Annotated in this window: 12 protein-coding genes; 8 read left to right on the top strand and 4 right to left on the bottom strand. The window is 52.7% G+C overall.

Annotated features, from left to right (window positions below):
* Nucleotides 1-9: 9 nt before the first annotated feature.
* The 3 genes from AC1931_RS04355 to AC1931_RS04345 all read right to left on the bottom strand — a co-directional run bounded on the left by AC1931_RS04355 (nucleotide 10) and on the right by AC1931_RS04345 (nucleotide 5291).
* Nucleotides 10-2166 carry a 3'-5' exonuclease gene (locus AC1931_RS04355; RefSeq protein ID WP_483876000.1) on the bottom strand — a complete coding sequence of 719 codons (2157 nt, stop codon included), beginning with the start codon at nucleotides 2164-2166 and terminating at the stop codon, nucleotides 10-12.
* Nucleotides 2167-2453: 287 nt separating this feature from the next.
* Nucleotides 2454-3335, bottom strand: a complete 882-nt coding sequence (locus AC1931_RS04350) for a phosphoribosylaminoimidazolesuccinocarboxamide synthase (protein ID WP_483875999.1) — start codon at nucleotides 3333-3335, stop codon at nucleotides 2454-2456.
* A gap of 12 nt (nucleotides 3336-3347) precedes the next feature.
* Nucleotides 3348-5291 carry a SurA N-terminal domain-containing protein gene (locus tag AC1931_RS04345; protein ID WP_483875998.1) on the bottom strand — a complete coding sequence of 648 codons (1944 nt, stop codon included), beginning with the start codon at nucleotides 5289-5291 and terminating at the stop codon, nucleotides 3348-3350.
* A gap of 205 nt (nucleotides 5292-5496) precedes the next feature.
* Here AC1931_RS04345 and AC1931_RS04340 point away from each other — a divergent pair, with 205 nt between their 5' ends.
* From AC1931_RS04340 to rodA, 5 genes are all read left to right on the top strand, one after another.
* Nucleotides 5497-6543 carry a rod shape-determining protein gene (locus AC1931_RS04340; protein WP_483875997.1) on the top strand — a complete coding sequence of 349 codons (1047 nt, stop codon included), beginning with the start codon at nucleotides 5497-5499 and terminating at the stop codon, nucleotides 6541-6543.
* A 103-nt stretch (nucleotides 6544-6646) separates the two neighbouring features.
* Entirely contained in the window at nucleotides 6647-7465 is an 819-nt protein-coding gene (gene mreC / locus AC1931_RS04335) for a rod shape-determining protein MreC (protein ID WP_483875996.1), read from the top strand.
* The gene (gene mreD / locus AC1931_RS04330; protein WP_483875995.1) at nucleotides 7462-7989 is read left to right on the top strand and encodes a rod shape-determining protein MreD; all 528 of its coding nucleotides are present in this window, start codon (nucleotides 7462-7464) and stop codon (nucleotides 7987-7989) included. Before mreC ends, mreD begins: the two co-directional genes overlap by 4 nt.
* Nucleotides 7986-9824, top strand: a complete 1839-nt coding sequence (mrdA, locus tag AC1931_RS04325; protein WP_483875994.1) for a penicillin-binding protein 2 — start codon at nucleotides 7986-7988, stop codon at nucleotides 9822-9824. Before mreD ends, mrdA begins: the two co-directional genes overlap by 4 nt.
* 11 nt (nucleotides 9825-9835) lie before the next feature.
* Nucleotides 9836-10933: a rod shape-determining protein RodA gene (gene rodA, locus AC1931_RS04320; protein ID WP_483875993.1), complete on the top strand. Its 1098-nt coding sequence runs from the start codon at nucleotides 9836-9838 to the stop codon at nucleotides 10931-10933.
* 150 nt (nucleotides 10934-11083) lie between these two features.
* Here the strand turns inward: rodA and AC1931_RS04315 are convergent, their stop codons facing one another.
* A complete protein-coding gene (locus AC1931_RS04315) occupies nucleotides 11084-12394 on the bottom strand; it encodes a replication-associated recombination protein A (RefSeq protein ID WP_483875992.1) in 1311 nt (436 codons plus the stop codon).
* 216 nt (nucleotides 12395-12610) lie between these two features.
* Here AC1931_RS04315 and AC1931_RS04310 point away from each other — a divergent pair, with 216 nt between their 5' ends.
* The 3 genes from AC1931_RS04310 to AC1931_RS04300 are packed head-to-tail and all read left to right on the top strand — an operon-like array spanning nucleotide 12611 to nucleotide 15652.
* On the top strand, nucleotides 12611-13465 hold the full coding sequence (locus AC1931_RS04310) for an NAD(+)/NADH kinase (RefSeq protein WP_483876166.1): 855 nt from the start codon (nucleotides 12611-12613) through the stop codon (nucleotides 13463-13465).
* Between the two features lie 32 nt (nucleotides 13466-13497).
* On the top strand, nucleotides 13498-15174 hold the full coding sequence (gene recN / locus AC1931_RS04305) for a DNA repair protein RecN (protein ID WP_483875991.1): 1677 nt from the start codon (nucleotides 13498-13500) through the stop codon (nucleotides 15172-15174).
* A gap of 19 nt (nucleotides 15175-15193) precedes the next feature.
* Complete coding sequence (locus tag AC1931_RS04300) at nucleotides 15194-15652, top strand: N-acetyltransferase (RefSeq protein WP_483875990.1); 459 nt, start codon at nucleotides 15194-15196, stop codon at nucleotides 15650-15652.
* The last annotated feature ends 56 nt before the right edge of the window (nucleotides 15653-15708 follow it).

Below are 15708 nucleotides of genomic sequence, written 5' to 3'. Positions count from 1 at the left end.
GGATCAGCCTTAATACGCTACCTTGGCATATTGTGATTGTGCCGATGCGGCGATGGCGTCAGCCAGGGTATAGATTTCGTGGGCTTCTAACAGCGGGATCAGTTTGAGCAACACCTCAGCAGTAACGATGGAATCTCCCAGGGCGGTGTGACGGCCGACGATGGTGACGTTGAAGCGTTTGGCCAGATCATCCAGGGAATGGTTGTCCTGGTTGGGGTGGACGATGGACGAGAGGAGCAGGGTGTCCAGCACCGGATTGGTCAAGGTGATACCGCTGCGTTCTTCCTGAATCTGCAAAAAGCGCATGTCGAATGCAGCGTTGTGGGCAACCAGGACAGAGTTTTCAGTAAACTTCTGAAAATGTGGCAACACTTTGTCGATGGTTGGCTGCCCTTTGAGCAGGTGGGGCTGGATGCCGTGAATGGCGACTGATTCCACCGGCACCATGCGCTGTGGATCGATCAGCTGATCGATGATTTCACGGTAGAGAATATTGCCATTAACAATACGGATAGCACCAAGTTGAATGATTTCGTCGCCCTGGGTCGGATTGAGCCCGGTGGTTTCCGTATCGAAAACCACATAGGTTAGTTTCCGCAAAGGGGTCTGCCCCAGTTCCTCCCATTCCTCGCCACGATTAAACAGGTCAAACTCATAGGAAATTGGTCGATGCTCGATTTCACTCTGTACTGCCAGGCGACATTCCTGGTCGACCGGTGGCAGGGTAATCAGGATGCCACAGGCTTGTTCCTCATCGTCAAGCAGGGTTTCGATGGTGCCCGAGGCTTTTTCAATGGTATCGGTAAAACTCAGTAATTTTCCGTTTGTATCGGCTATCAGGGGTGTCTGCTGCCAGTTCGTCAAGAGGCTCGGGTCAGCATGTTGCCCCGGCCAGCTGATGACGATCTCGATCTGCTGTTTTTCATTGATCGTCAAGGTCAGAAGAACATCCTTTACGCTCGAATGTTTGCTGAGCTGGCCGGCTAAATGGGAGAAAGCCTGGACCATGGAATAACTGTCAATTTCAAGCCATATGCCCTGGGGAGCGAGGTTGATGATCTGCAGGTCGAAGCGTTCGGAAATATTGTGACTGATGACCTCAAGCAGGTTTTCAGCCAGCACATTCTCGGTTTTACTCAATGCATGGAGGTGCAGGGCATAGTTGGCACGCGCTTCGATCACCTTTTCCTGAAGTGCGCTTGAGGACCGGTCAATGATTCTTCGGTATTCTCGCAGTTGCTCGGGGTCGTGCTGAGGTTTGGCGAGGATGGCGGTGATCGAGTTGCGAATTTCTTCAAGGTCTTTTTGCTGCTCATCAATCAGCGATTGAATCAGCACGTCGCGACGACTGTCGGCTTCTATCTGGCGGGTCATGTCCTCGAGGGTCAGAACAAAACCGGAGATAAGGTGTTTTTCTTCCTGCTCAAGAAAAAACGGCGCCATATTGACGCGCAGACAGGCACCGTTGCGCAGGGTCATCATCGAATTGTTGATCAGCTTGGAGTGTCCGGTCGCATGGCAGCGATTGAGCATCTCAAGGCCGTGGGCAATCTGATCACGTTCAAGAATTCCGAAGATGGATCGTCCTAAACCGAGGAGCCCCTGCGCGTTCTGGTTGTTGCCGGAGTCGTTGTTATTGATCAACTCCTGCGCCTGCTGGTTGTAAAGCAGAACCTGTCCGTCACTGTTGCAGACGATAACGCCATGGGGCAGTTCCGACATGAGCGCGGCAAGGCGTGTACGCTCTTCGTTAATAGCTGCCTGGGCTGAGGCGATCCGGGCACCAACATTTTTTTGCAGGGAAGTATAGGCATCTGCTGACTGGTTGATGATTTTAGCAAGATATTCAATTTCTTTGGAGGCTGCTTTGAGCTCAATACGGTGCTCGGGATTGACTGTCGTGATGATGCGTGAACTCTCTGCCATTTTCAGAATGGGCATGATGTAATCATTAAACAGCAGGTTGATCAGTGCTCCGATAATGAAAAGGATGGTAATGGTGCCGAGCAACGGGAAGGGGATCAGTTTGGGCAGCATTTCCTGCAGAGCCAGTTGTTGTGATTCATTGATGCTGGCCCAGGAACCAATCAGGCTGGCGGCCATGATACTGATCACAGCAAAGTAGATGGCAACCAGAAAAATCCAATATTTAAAACTTGGTTTCATAGATAGCTAAGCACGCCCAGATCAAGAGTGGTTGATGTGGTTCGAGGTGATGTAGACGCTGTTGAGTGCAAAACCTTGCTGGTTTAAAAGAAACTGGAAATAAACCCCCAGGAAAAAAGGTTTTCGTGTGCTGGTCAGTTTATACCATACTATTTGTCGTGAAATATAAGACAAATGATCACAGATGGCAAACGTTGTTAGTGTAAAATTTCAGGTCGGGGATAAAAAAACCCGGCCGCAGCCCGGTTAACATGGGCTGCGGCCGGGTTAAAAAAACAATGTTATATTTAACCGGTCAGGCGCTTTAAGGCTTCCAGATACTTTTCGCCGGTTTTAGCGACGATCTCCTGGGGCAGCTTGGGCGGCGGCGCCTGTTTGCCCCAGTCGAGAGTTTCGAGATAATCGCGCAGGAACTGCTTGTCAAAGCTTGGCTGGGCGCTACCCGGAGTATACAGGTCTTTGGGCCAGAAGCGCGAGGAATCCGGGGTCAAGGCCTCATCGATCCAGATCAGTTCACCTTGGTGTACTCCAAACTCAAATTTTGTGTCGGCAATAATGATGCCTTTTTTGTCGGCCACAGTGCGTGCCCGTTCGTAAATGGCAATACTGATATCGCGGACCTTTTCTGCCATCTCGCGACCGCACAGTTCAGCGGCCTGGTCAAAGGAGATGTTCTCATCATGCTCACCAAGTTCAGCCTTGGTTGAAGGGGTAAACAGGGTTTGCGGTAACTTGTCGCTTTCTTTCAGGCCGGCCGGCAGGGGGATGCTGCAAACCGATCCGGACTTTTTGTATTCTTTCCAGCCGCTGCCTGAAAGATAACCGCGAACAATACATTCGATTGGAAGGGGCTGGGCCTTGCAGGCAAGCATGCTGCGACCTTCAAGTTGATCACGGTACTGGTGGGTAATCGCGGGAAATTCGTCGATATTGGTAGAAATCAGGTGGTTGGGGATCAGGTCGGTCATCTGATCAAACCAGAACCGCGAAATTGCAGTGAGGACATAGCCTTTTTGTGGAATTCCTTCATCCATGATGACATCAAAGGCTGAAATGCGATCAGTAGCAACGATCAACAGGTGTTCGCCAAGATCATAAATGTCGCGCACCTTGCCGCGGTTGATCAGTTTTAATTTCGGACAGTTGGTTGCGGTGATGACTTTAGTCATGGTGAAAACCTCTTAGTTCTGGAAGGCCGTTATAAGTTCGGGAGCTATGATCTCTATCTGGGCCTGTTGATACAGTTCATCCAGTGTGTCAGAGACGGCTTGTTCTTTTTTCTCAAGCAATAAGCGTTCGCGCAGCTGAGCGATGTCGACATCGTTAAGGGCAGCAACATCAGCGCGCTTGGCAGTTTTGAGGGCTGCCACCAGATAGCGGTCGTTGAAGGTGAAGATTTTGTCGAGAACCGGATTAGTCTCAGTCAGTGCAGAAGCGGCATCAGCGAGTTCCTGAGAAGAACCGATCTGGGGAATAAAATAGCCGGAGCTGCGGCTGAAATCACCGGTGTTGTCGATCCGTAAGTCGAGCTGATCAGCTGCTGCGGCAAGGTCCTGTTGTTTGCCCGCAAGATCAAGGAGCTTCTCGGCCAACTCAAAAGCCAGGGCCTGGGCCTGCTCTTCACGGTAGGCATTTTCAACAGCGCTCTTCACTTCGGCCAATTCCGGCAGGCGACTGGGTTGCTGATCTTTCAAGGTGACAAGGACAACCCCATTGGTGGTCATGATGGGCCGCGCCAGTTCACCGGGCTGCAGTGCAAATGCCGCAGCAGAAATCTCTTCGACCCGGCCGAGCCCGTTAATGGGATCATCGCCGGCAAAAAATCCGGTTTCCTTGATACCCAGATTATTCTCTTTGGCTGCTGTTTCCAGGTCGCCGGTACGCCGGTTCTTGTTAAAGGCATCCATGGCTTTTTCGTAGGCAATCTGACGTGACTCCTCGATAACCAGTCCCGTCTTGATCGTATCGGTTACATCAACCAGAGATTTAAAGCCGGGGGCAATATAGTCGGTTACTTTAATAATGTGGAAACCGAAAGGGGTCTGGATCACATCGCTGATCTGCCCTGGGCGCAGGGCAAAGGCCGCAGTTTCAAACTCGCTGACCATCATACCGCGACCGAAATAGCCAAGATCTCCGCCGTCAGCAGCGCTGGCCGTGTCGTCGGAGTGAAGTTTCGCAAGTTGCGCAAAGTCAGCGCCTTCACGCAGCTGCTGACGGATATTTTGGGCCAGTTCACGGCGCTTGTTGATCGTATCGGAATCACTGTCCTGAGCAAGTTGCAACAAAATATGTGCAGCTTCAACCTGTTCCTCCACCTCAAAGAGTTCAAGGTTGCGGCGGTAATAACGGTCCATGTCATCCTCGCTGAAGGTGCCCAGTTCGGATTCGTAGCGAGCCGGATCAAACAGCAGATAGCGCAGGGAAACGCGTTCAGGGATGCGAAAGGTTTCTTTGTTGGCATTGAAAAATTCCTCAAGAGCCGTGTCGCTTATCTCGACCTTCGATGCCACCAGGGCTGCTGTTAACCACACATAGTCCAGATTGATTGTGTCATTCTCACGGTGAAAGAAATCAATAACCTCATCCTGAGTGATGGTAACCTGCTGCTGAAGATGGTTGCGTACCTTTTGGGTCAGCAGCTCGCGGCGTTGCGACGCCTCGAATTGTTCTGGCGAAATACGCTGGTAGCTGAGAACTTCCACATAGCGATCGCGGTTGAACTGGCCATTGACCTGAAATGCATCGTAGGTTGCGATACTGTTGACCAGCTCCTGATTGGTGACGTGCAGATTGAGGTCTCCGGCCATCTGCACCAGCAGCTGTTCTTCGATCAGCTGCTGCATCGCCTGGCGTGGCAGATTCAACTCACGTTCCAGATTGGCATCAAAGGCCCCCTGATAAATACTCTGGTAGAGAGTGTAAAGGTTGCTGTAGACGCTTTGGTAGGCGGCAAAGCTGATGGTGTCGCCATTCACCCTGGCGGCTATGTCACGATTGCGATCAGAGCGCTGATCGGTAGGCGCTGTCAGCATGGTGTAGCCGATAACAAAACTCAAAATAATAACGACAAAGGCAATCTTGATCAGAAAGGATTTCTGTTTGGACCGGACAATATCAAGCATTATTTATGTAGCTCCTTCAGTGAAATTTCTGAGGTTTATCTAAAAAATAAACCCGAACAATAGAACAGAAAATTACCTGAATGCAATGAAATTTTTGCTCTCATAACCCTTGCCTAATAAAATCTCTTTTGCTAGAGTGATGAGGTTTTTCAAAGAGTTTCAGTAGCTAATCCCTCCTACGCCGACGGCGCTTACAGGACAATAAATGATTAACATATTTGACTCATTTTTAGGTTTGTTTTCGAACGATCTGGCTATTGACCTGGGTACAGCCAATACGCTGGTTTTCATGCGAGGCAAGGGGATTGTTGTCAGTGAGCCCTCTGTTGTTGCGGTTCAGACCGGCGCTGCCGGGCAGCGGCGAGTGCTGGCCGTCGGTACAGATGCTAAAGAAATGCTCGGGCGCACGCCCGGCAGCATTGTTGCCATCCGGCCGATGAAGGATGGGGTTATTGCTGATTTTGACTATGCTGAAGAGATGCTGCGCTATTTTATCCGCAAGGTTCACAATCGCAAGAACCTGGTGCGTCCGCGCATTGTTATCTGCGTTCCTTCCGGCATTACTCAGGTAGAAAAGCGTGCCGTACGTGAATCGGCAGAGTCTGCGGGAGCCCGTGAGGTGTATCTTATCGAAGAGCCGATGGCTGCTGCGATAGGCGCCGGTCTGCCGATCACCGAGGCATCAGGTAATCTGATCGTTGATATTGGTGGCGGCACCACAGAGGTCGCGGTAATCTCCCTGGCCGGTATTGTTCATGCGCAAAGTGTTCGTGTCGGCGGCGATAAGCTCGACGAGGCGATTGTTCAGTACATCAAGCGTAAGTACAATCTGCTGATTGGCGAACGCACGGCGGAGCAGGTCAAAATCGGTATTGGTAACGTTTATTCCACCGGTGATGATACCCAGACCATGGAAGTCAAGGGCCGGGATCTGGTCAGCGGTATTCCCAAGACCCTCGAAGTCAATTCGGATGAGATCCGTGAAGCCATGTCGGAACCGGTCAGCACGATCATTGAAGCGGTGCGGATTTCCCTCGAACGGACCCCACCGGAACTGGCAGCGGATATCGTCGATAAGGGGATCGTTCTGGCCGGTGGCGGCGCTTATCTGAAAAATCTTGATCTGTTGTTGCGCGAAGAAACCGGACTTCCGGTGCTGATCGCCGAAGATCCCCTTTCATGTGTTGTGCTTGGCTCCGGCGCCGTTCTTGACCAGCTCGATCTGCTGCGACAGGTTTCAGTTTCTTCCTGAAGCTGTGTTGCACAGTGTGTAACCTTTGCCGTGGCAGGGAGGATCCTTTGATCCTCCCTGTTTGTTTGACGTCTGTTACAGCTTTCTCCTCGACGGGCATCTGATGCGTGATCTGTTTAATCGCTACCGTTTTTATCTGTTGGCGATAATCTTATTGCTCGCAACACTTATTCTCTATTCGTACAATATTCGCCAGAAATCAGTTACAACCTTTTTTGAGCGGGCCGTGTTGTCCGTTGCTGCACCTTTTCAGTTGGGAATTGACGGAGCAGTGGGTGGCGTTGCCGGCCTCTGGCGCAACTATCTGTGGCTGATCGACACGCGACAGCGTAATCTGGAATTGACAGCGGAAAATCAGGCATTGCGCGCCCGCCTCAACCAGATCGATGAAGTCACCCTGCAGAACCAGCGCCTGCGCAAACTGTTGGCCTTTGTTGACGACCTTGATCGCGCAGCCCTTCCTGCCCAGGTAATCGGTGAGGATGTCACTCCGTGGGCACGTACCATCGTGATTGACAAAGGGACCCGGTCGGGATTGCGTCAGGGCTTTGCGGTAGTGGCTGCCGACGGAGTCGTTGGCCGGGTGATAAAAACCTCTTCCCACAGTTCGCGGGTTTTGCTGATTACCGATCCCTCATCAGCTGTTGCGGCATTGATACAGGATACCCGCTCACGCGGGATTTTGCGTGGTCATGGCGAACGGCTGAGTGTTGAGTATATGGAGCATGACGCCACGGTTCAAGCTGGTGACCTGCTGGTAACCTCCGGCATGGGCGGTGTTTTTCCCAAGGGGTTGCCCCTGGCTCGCGTGATCTCCGTGTCGGTGGATCATTTTGACTTGTTTCAGCGGATTGAGGCCTTTCCCGCGGCAGATTTCAGCCGCCTGGAAGAGGTGCTCGTCATTTTAGGAGATGATCGATGAAGCGCTGCCTGCTCTATCTGGTGGCAGCCTGCGTTTTTTTGTTGCTGCAGAGCACCTTTTTCCCTTTGTTTCTTGACGCGCGCTGGCGCCCCAATCTGATTCTGATTCTGGTTCTGCTGCTTGCGGTCCGCGAAAGGCCGGTGCCGGCCGTGCTGACTGTCATGTTGTTGGGTGCGTTCCTCGACAGTTTGAGCGGGACGACCATCGGACTACATATCGCTGCCTGTCTGGTGGTGTTTATCCTGATTCGCCTGGTGGCTGAAAAACTTAATGTCGAAAGTCCGGCTTTGCTGGTGCTGATACTGATAGGGGGCATCTTTGTTCATGGTCTGCTGGTTGCTTTTATTATGACAACCTACAGCGATCTCGCCACCATTTTTTATCTGCTGATTACCACCTTGCCACATCAGGCTTTAAGCACCCTTTTTGTGTTTTTCATATTGATCATTATTTTTCCGCGCCAGTTTCTGGAAGGTTCAGGCAGTTCAGAACATACGAGGATTTTCCGCGGAGATTTGTCGTGAATCTCAAGGTGAAATGGATTGATCTTCCCATTGTCAGACGGCGTTTTTATCTCTACACGCTGGCCGTTGTGCTGGTGTTTTTGTTGTTGCTGCTACGTCTCTGGTATCTGCAGGTCATCAGTTACGAAGATTTGTTTGATCGCTCAGTTCGCAACCGTACCCGAATGCTGATCACTGAAGCACCGCGCGGCCCGGTCTATGATCGTCATGGCGTGCTGCTGGTTGATAACCGTCCGGCTTTTCAAATTTCCGTGATGCGGCAGGATATTGTTCAGCGTGATGAGTTGTTTGACCGTCTGTCTCGTCTGCTCGATGTCAGTGTCGGGCAACTGGAAATGCGCTGGCAGGAAGGACGGCGCCTGCCGGCGTATCGTCCGGTACCCTTGATGGTGGATGTCGATCGTGAACTGATCGAACGGGTGCAGGAAAACAGCGTCGATCTGCCGGGTGTGCTGATTGAAGTGCGACCAGTGCGGGACTATCCTGAGCCTGATGCTGTTGCCCATGTGATTGGCTACCTGGGCGAAATCACCGAGGAGGAACTCAGGGCCACGCGTACAGGAGAATCCCGGGGCGGAGATCTGGTCGGTAAAGTAGGCCTGGAACGTGCCTATGATGACAACCTGCGGGGCAACAAGGGTCAGCAGCTGATTGAGGTTGATGTGCAGGGACGATTATTGCGGATGCTGCAGGCTGAGGCCTCCCGACCCGGGGAAAAGATCCATCTGACGGTAGACCTGGAATTACAGAAAGCGGCAGTGGCGGCTTTTGGCGAGCGTGCCGGTGCGGCGGTTGTTCTTGATGTTCATGATGGTGAAGTGCTGGCCATGGTCAGTTTGCCAACCTACAACCCGGCCATGTTTGCCCGGGGCATCAACCCTGATGAGTGGCGTGATTTGCTGGCCAATCGTCGTAACCCTCTACAGAACAAGGCGATCACCGGCCTTTACCCGCCGGCATCGACCTTCAAAATGATTGTTGCTCTGGCCGCGTTGCGTGAGGGTATCGCCAGATCGGACCGGGTTATTCAGTGCGATGGTGATCTGGTTGTCGGGGATTCACGTTTTCGCTGCTGGAAGCGTGCAGGGCATGGTGTAACCGATCTGAAAAAGGCGTTAAGAGAAAGTTGCGACGTCTGGTTTTACCAGGTTGGGCTCGAGCTTGGTATTGATAAATTGGCAGTAGCAGCCAAAGAGTTTGGCCTTGGCTCAATCCTGGGATTTTCGTTGCCTGGAGAGCGCGCCGGTACCATCCCATCACGGGAATGGAAACGCCTGCAGATTAACGAATCATGGTATGCTGGAGAAACGGTTATTGCTGCCATTGGCCAAGGTTATGTGCTGACAACCCCCTTGCAACTCGCGGTCATGACGGCGGCGCTGGCAAATGGTGGAAAAGTTCTCAAACCACAAATTGTGAAGCGGATCGATAACTGGAACAATCACAGTACCCATCTTTTTGAGCCGGAACTGATTCGTCAACTCGATTATTCTCCTGCCCATTTACAAACGGTAAAGGAGGGGATGATTGCTGTTGTCAACGAACCGCGCGGTACCGGCCGCCCTGCCCAGCTTGAGGAGGTCATGGTCGCCGGCAAGACCGGTACATCGCAGGTGGTGCGGCGCCTAAGCGACGAAGAAGAAGAACTGCTCACCGGTGACGAACATATTCCATATCGCCGACGCTCCCATGGGTTGTTTGTCGCCTATGCTCCTGCTGAAAATCCTGAGATTGCTGTAGCGGTCGTGGTTGAACATGGTCAGTCGGGAGGCGGCGTTGCCGCCCCCATCGCGCGTGAGATCATCAGCCGCTATTTTCAAAACAAGGGTGAATAGGGACTATTATCATGTTCGATCGCCGTCTTATCTATCATTTTGACTGGGTTTTGCTGTTGACAGTGCTGCTGCTTGCCGGCGTCGGGATTGTGAATCTTTACAGCGCTACAACCAGCTGGACGCCTGGTGGAACCCCCATTTATCTGAAACAGGCAATATGGCTGGGTAGTGGCCTGTTTATCGCCGTGCTGGTCTGCCTGTTCGACTATCGTCATCTGCAGTACCTTGCAGTTCATGCCTATATTGTCGGAATCGGGTTGCTGGTTGTCGTCGCCTTTCACGGTCGCGCAACCATGGGGGCTACCCGCTGGATTAACCTTGGTTTTATTAATGTTCAGCCGAGTGAAGTGATCAAGGTGGCGATCATTCTGCTGTTTGCCCGCCTGTTGTCAAAGCTGGCTGTGCCTCAGGGTTTTGCTGTCAAAGATTTGTGGCGCCCGGCTTTTTGGTTGCTGGTACCAACCTTGCTGATTCTTAAACAGCCCGATCTTGGCACAACCGTGATGGTTGTCCTGATCGCGTTAACCATGCTCGTTTTTGCCGGGTTGCAGCGCACAACAGCTTTCTGGCTGGCAATTCTAGCCCTGGCAACCGGGATCCTGGGGTGGTTCGGGCTGCATGAATACCAGCGTGCCCGGGTCAGGACTTTTCTCAATCCGGAGGCCGATCCTCTAGGTAGCGGCTATCACATTATCCAGTCCAAAATTGCCGTTGGCAGTGGCGGTTTTTTTGGCAAGGGGTTTCTCGAGGGGTCCCAGTCACAGTTATCTTTTCTGCCTGAACGCCACACTGATTTTGCTTTTTCGGTGTTTGCAGAAGAGTGGGGATTTATGGGGTGCCTGTTGTTGTTGCTTCTATACCTTTTTCTGATCGCCTGGGGCCTTTATATCGCTCGGCGCGCCAGTGATCAGTTTGGGTTGTTTTTGGCCATCGGCGTTACCGCCATGTTCTTCTGGCATATTGTGGTGAACCTTGCCATGGTGATCGGCCTGCTGCCGGTGGTTGGGGTGCCCCTGCCGCTGTTTTCCTATGGTGGCACCAGTATGGTTACCATGATGATCGGGGTGGGGTTGTTGATGAATGTGAGTATGCGGCGTTTTATGTTTTGATGGCGTCGCAAAATCTCACCAACTGCTGCGTTGCCGCCATCGTTTCACTGCTTCGACGTACATAAGTACGCCTCATTGTTCAACAATGGCGCGCCTTGCATTTGGCGCTTTTTGCATAGCCATCCAATTAAGATGCTGTTTGCGAAAGCATCAGGTTTTAGTATTCCGCAGTTGCCTCAGATACTCCAGGCGTTCGCCGATCAACTTTTCATAGCCGCGGTCGGTTGGCTGATAGTACTGCTGGTCTGCCAGGTCGTCGGGAAGGTGTTGTTGATTGTTCACGGCACCGGCATGATCATGGGCATACTGGTAGTCTTTGCCATAGTCGAGGGACTTCATTAATGAGGTTGGTGCATTACGCAAGTGTTTCGGTACCGGCAGGGCACCTGACTTGCGTACCTCCGCCAGGGCTTTGCCGATCGCGATGTAACTGGCGTTGCTTTTGGGAGCCCCGGCCAGATAGGTGACCGCCTGGGCCAGGCAGATGCGTGCCTCAGGCATACCGATAAAGTGGACTGCCTGCTGGGTCGCCATGGCCAGCTGTAAGGCGCGCGGGTCAGCGTTGCCGATATCTTCCGAGGCGAAAACTACCATCCGTCTGATGATAAACAGCGGATCTTCGCCGGCGTCAAGCATGCGTGCCAGCCAGTAGATGGCGCCATCCGGGTCAGAGCCGCGCAGACTTTTGATAAAAGCGGAGATGACATTGTAATGTTCTTCCCCACTTTTGTCATAAGCCAGAGCACGGGTTTGCAGCGCTTCGACAATACATGTCAGGTCAATCACCTTGGTTACACCAGACAAGGCCGCATTTTCGATCGCTCCAAGGGCGATGCGCGCATCGCCACCGGCCTTTTCGGCTAAAAGATCGAGGGCCTGCGCGGTAATATCGAGATGGTAGTCGGATAATCCGTCGGGGCTGGTCAAGGCTCTGGAAACCAGGACTTTAATCGCGGCAGGAGGCAGCGCCTCGAGAACAAAGACGCGCGAGCGGGAGAGCAGGGCTGAGTTGATTTCAAAACTGGGGTTTTCGGTTGTCGCCCCGATGAGGATAATGTCCCCGGTTTCTACCGCGGGCAAGAAAGCATCCTGCTGTGCCTTGTTGAAGCGGTGGATCTCGTCGACAAAGAGCAGGGTTTTGCGGCTTTGATACGCGCGTTGCCGGCGCGCCTCGGTAAGGATCTCTCTGACTTCTTTCAAATTTCCCATCACTGCCGAGAAAAAAACAAAACGGCTGGCGGTGCGCCTGGCAATCAGGTGGCCGAGGGTGGTTTTGCCGGTGCCCGGTGGTCCCCAGAAAATGGCCGAAGTCAGTTGATCAGATTCAATCAGCTGACGCAGCAGCTTGCCTGGGCCGAGCAAGTGCTCCTGACCAACAAAGTCTTCGAGATTTTGGGGCCGCATCCGTTCCGCCAGGGGAGCGAGACGATCCTTTGCGGTGCTGTGCTCAAACAGATCCATAGTGTCTTTCGTGATTGTCGGTATGGTTTCGGCCCTCACTCTAGCATGCTGTACGCTTGTTCACAACAACCGCCACGGCTTTGCAGGGTCATGGAAAGGGGATAGACTTGATGCCGGAATTCATGGTAGTTGTGCAGGCTTGTTGAGGCTTTAAGAATGACTGGAAACTCAGAAGGTTACAGTAACTCCAAAGGTTCGGGAGTCGATGTTGTGAAGCTGAAAAAAGTTGGTATTTATGCCAAGAAAAGCCACCCCGAAGTCGAGCAGATTGCGATGTTTGCTGCCCAGCGTTTTGCTTGTGCTGGAATCGATGTTTTGATTGAAGATGGCCTGGCAGAGCAGATTGGACAGCTGACAGGTTGCGCCGGTGATGAGATTCCCTCTCTGGTTGACTTAATTCTGGTGCTGGGTGGCGATGGTACCCTGATATCGGTTGCCAGACAGGTTGGTGACCGTCAAATTCCGATTGTTGGTGTGAATCTCGGGCAGCTTGGTTTTCTGACGGAAATCACCCGGGAAGAATTACCTGATATGCTCGATAAGTTAATTGCCGGTGACTACAAAATATCCGAGCGGATGATGATCGATGCGCTGATTCATCGCGACGGCAGGGTCGTCGGTAAATATACCGTGCTCAATGACGCGGTCATCAATAAAGGTGCCCTGGCGCGCATCATCGATATGGAGACTTATGTTGATGGTCGTCATTTAAGTACCTATAAGGCGGACGGGCTGATTATTTCAACGCCCACCGGTTCAACCGGATACAGCCTGGCGGCCGGCGGGCCAATTATATATCCGGAGATCAACAGCTTGTTGATCACGCCCATCTGTCCGCACATGTTGACCAATCGCCCGATCATTATCTGGAGCCGTTCGATTGTCGAAATTGAAGTCAAGTTTCAGGATGATGTGGTATTTTTTACCGCAGATGGCCAGGTTGGGCATAAGTTGCTGCCTGGAGATCGGGTTGAGGTGCGCCGTTCTGAGACCCGGGCGCGCCTGGTGATCAGTCCCTATCGGGAGTACTTCCAGATCCTGCGCACCAAGCTTAGCTGGGGCGAGCGCTAGCAGAACCTTCACTGCGGAGACCGTTTGCAAAGATGATGACAGATCTGATCATCAAAAATTTTGCTATTATTGATCACCTGCATGTCACCTTTGAGCAGGGCTTTACCGTGCTGACCGGTGAAACCGGGGCCGGCAAGTCAATCATTATTGATGCGGTGAACCTGTTGCTGGGTGGTCGTGCGCGCGGTGAGGTCATCCGCACCGATGCCGAGAGTGCTTCGGTAGAAGCAGTGTTCGCTCTGCCGCCGCAGGCGCCGCTGCGCCGCCGTTTGAGTGCCGCTGAACTGCCGATGGACGATGAACTGGTGGTGCGCCGCATTCTCTCACGGTCAGGGAAGAATCGTGCCTTTGTCAATGGCGCACTGGTACCGGTAGGGCAACTGCGCGAACTGATAGGGGATCTGGTGAACATCTACGGTCAGCATGAACATCAAACCCTGCAACGACCCGAGATGCACCTGGCACTGCTCGATGAGTTCGCCGGGTTGGCGGCTGAGCTGTCGGCCTATCGTTTGATCTATAAAGACTATAGCAGTCTCGAAGGCGATCTGGCCCGTTTTGAGTCCGCCCTGCGCGAGCGCCGGCAGCGAATTGACTACCTGTCTTTTGTCCAGCAGGAACTTGTCGATAGCGGATTGCAAGAGGGAGAGGATGATGAGCTGGAACAGGAACGACGGTTGTTGCAGCATGCCGAGAAGTTGACCCTGGCCAGTAGCGGCGGCTACGCCTCGCTTTACGGTAACGAGCGGTCCGCCTGTGAACAGGTGGGCGCGGTGGCTGATCAGCTTGACGATCTACGCGCAATTGACCCGTCACTGGGGGGATTGTCTGAACGCTTGCGCGAAAGTCTCTATAACCTCGAGGATGTAGCCCTGCAGCTGCGCGACTATGGAGAAAAACTGGAATTTGAACCGCATCGCCAGGAACAGGTAGAAGAACGCCTGGCCCTGCTTGCGCGGCTCAAGCGTAAGTACGCTCCATCGCTGGCGGAATTGATCGCTTTTAAGCAGCGCACCGAGCAGGAATTAAATGACTTAAGTGCCGGGGAATCACGGCGCGAGGATCTGCAGCGCCAGTGTGAGGAGAAAAAACGGGCACTTGATGTCGCTGCCAATGCCCTGAGTCATCAGCGTCAGCAGGCCGCAAACAAACTGGCCGCAGCGGTTGAAGCCCAGCTAGCAGATCTGGCGATGCCCCTCGCGCGCTTCGAATTGCGTTTGAGCGCGCTGTCGCAACCGGGAGCTGATGGTGGTGAGCGCGGAGAATTCTATCTGGCGGCCAATCCCGGTGAGCAAGCTCAGCCGTTATCGAAAATTGCCTCCGGTGGTGAACTGTCACGGATTATGCTGGCGTTGCGGCGCTGTGCTCCGGTGGGTGCTGACCTGATCAGCCTGATTTTCGACGAGGTCGACGCTGGTATTGGTGGCGCGGCCGCCACTGCTGTTGGGGAAAAAATCCGGCGTACCGGCCGAGATTTACAGGTTTTGTGCGTAACTCATCTGCCCCAGGTCGCCGCTTTTGCCGATCACCACTACCGGGTCAGTAAAACCACGTCGGGTGACCGCACGACAGCTCTGGTCGAAAGCCTTAATGATACCGAACGTGAGCGGGAAATTGCCCGCATGCTTGGCGGTTCCCATATCGGTGAGCAGGCGCAAATTCATGCCCGCGAGCTGATCAGCCTGTCACGGTGTCCTCTCGCCAGCTGATTTTTCTAAGGAGTTGAAGATGATCCGTCCTGCTCGTATTCCTGATGCGCGCATTATCCATCAGTTATTGCTGACCTACGCTAAAGAAGGACAACTGCTTGGGCGCTCACTGGCAGCAATCTACGATAGCATTCGTGATTTCTATATTTACGAGGAGGATGGAAAGATCCTTGGTGTCGGTGCCCTGGCCATCTGTTGGGAAGATCTGGCCGAGGTTCGTTCGCTGGCGGTGGTTCCGGGACAACATGGCAAGGGGATCGGTAGAAAAATTGTTGAGAGGTGCCTTCAAGAAGCCAGAGATCTTGGCATAAAGAGGGTTTTTGCATTGACTTATCAGCCTGAATTTTTTCAAAAACTGGGGTTTGCCGAGATCGATAAATCTCAATTGCCACAAAAAGTCTGGGGAGATTGCATTAACTGTGTTAAGTTCCCAGATTGCGATGAATTTGCCTTTGCAATAAATATCTTGAATGCCTGATGCTTTTATGATATTAGTTAATTGTAATATTCGTTCGAGATCGAACAGGCACTACA

This window comes from Pelovirga sp. C15f (assembly GCF_057178085.1).
Note: the sequence above shows the minus strand (reverse complement) of the source record. Positions and strands in the feature narration are given on the sequence as shown.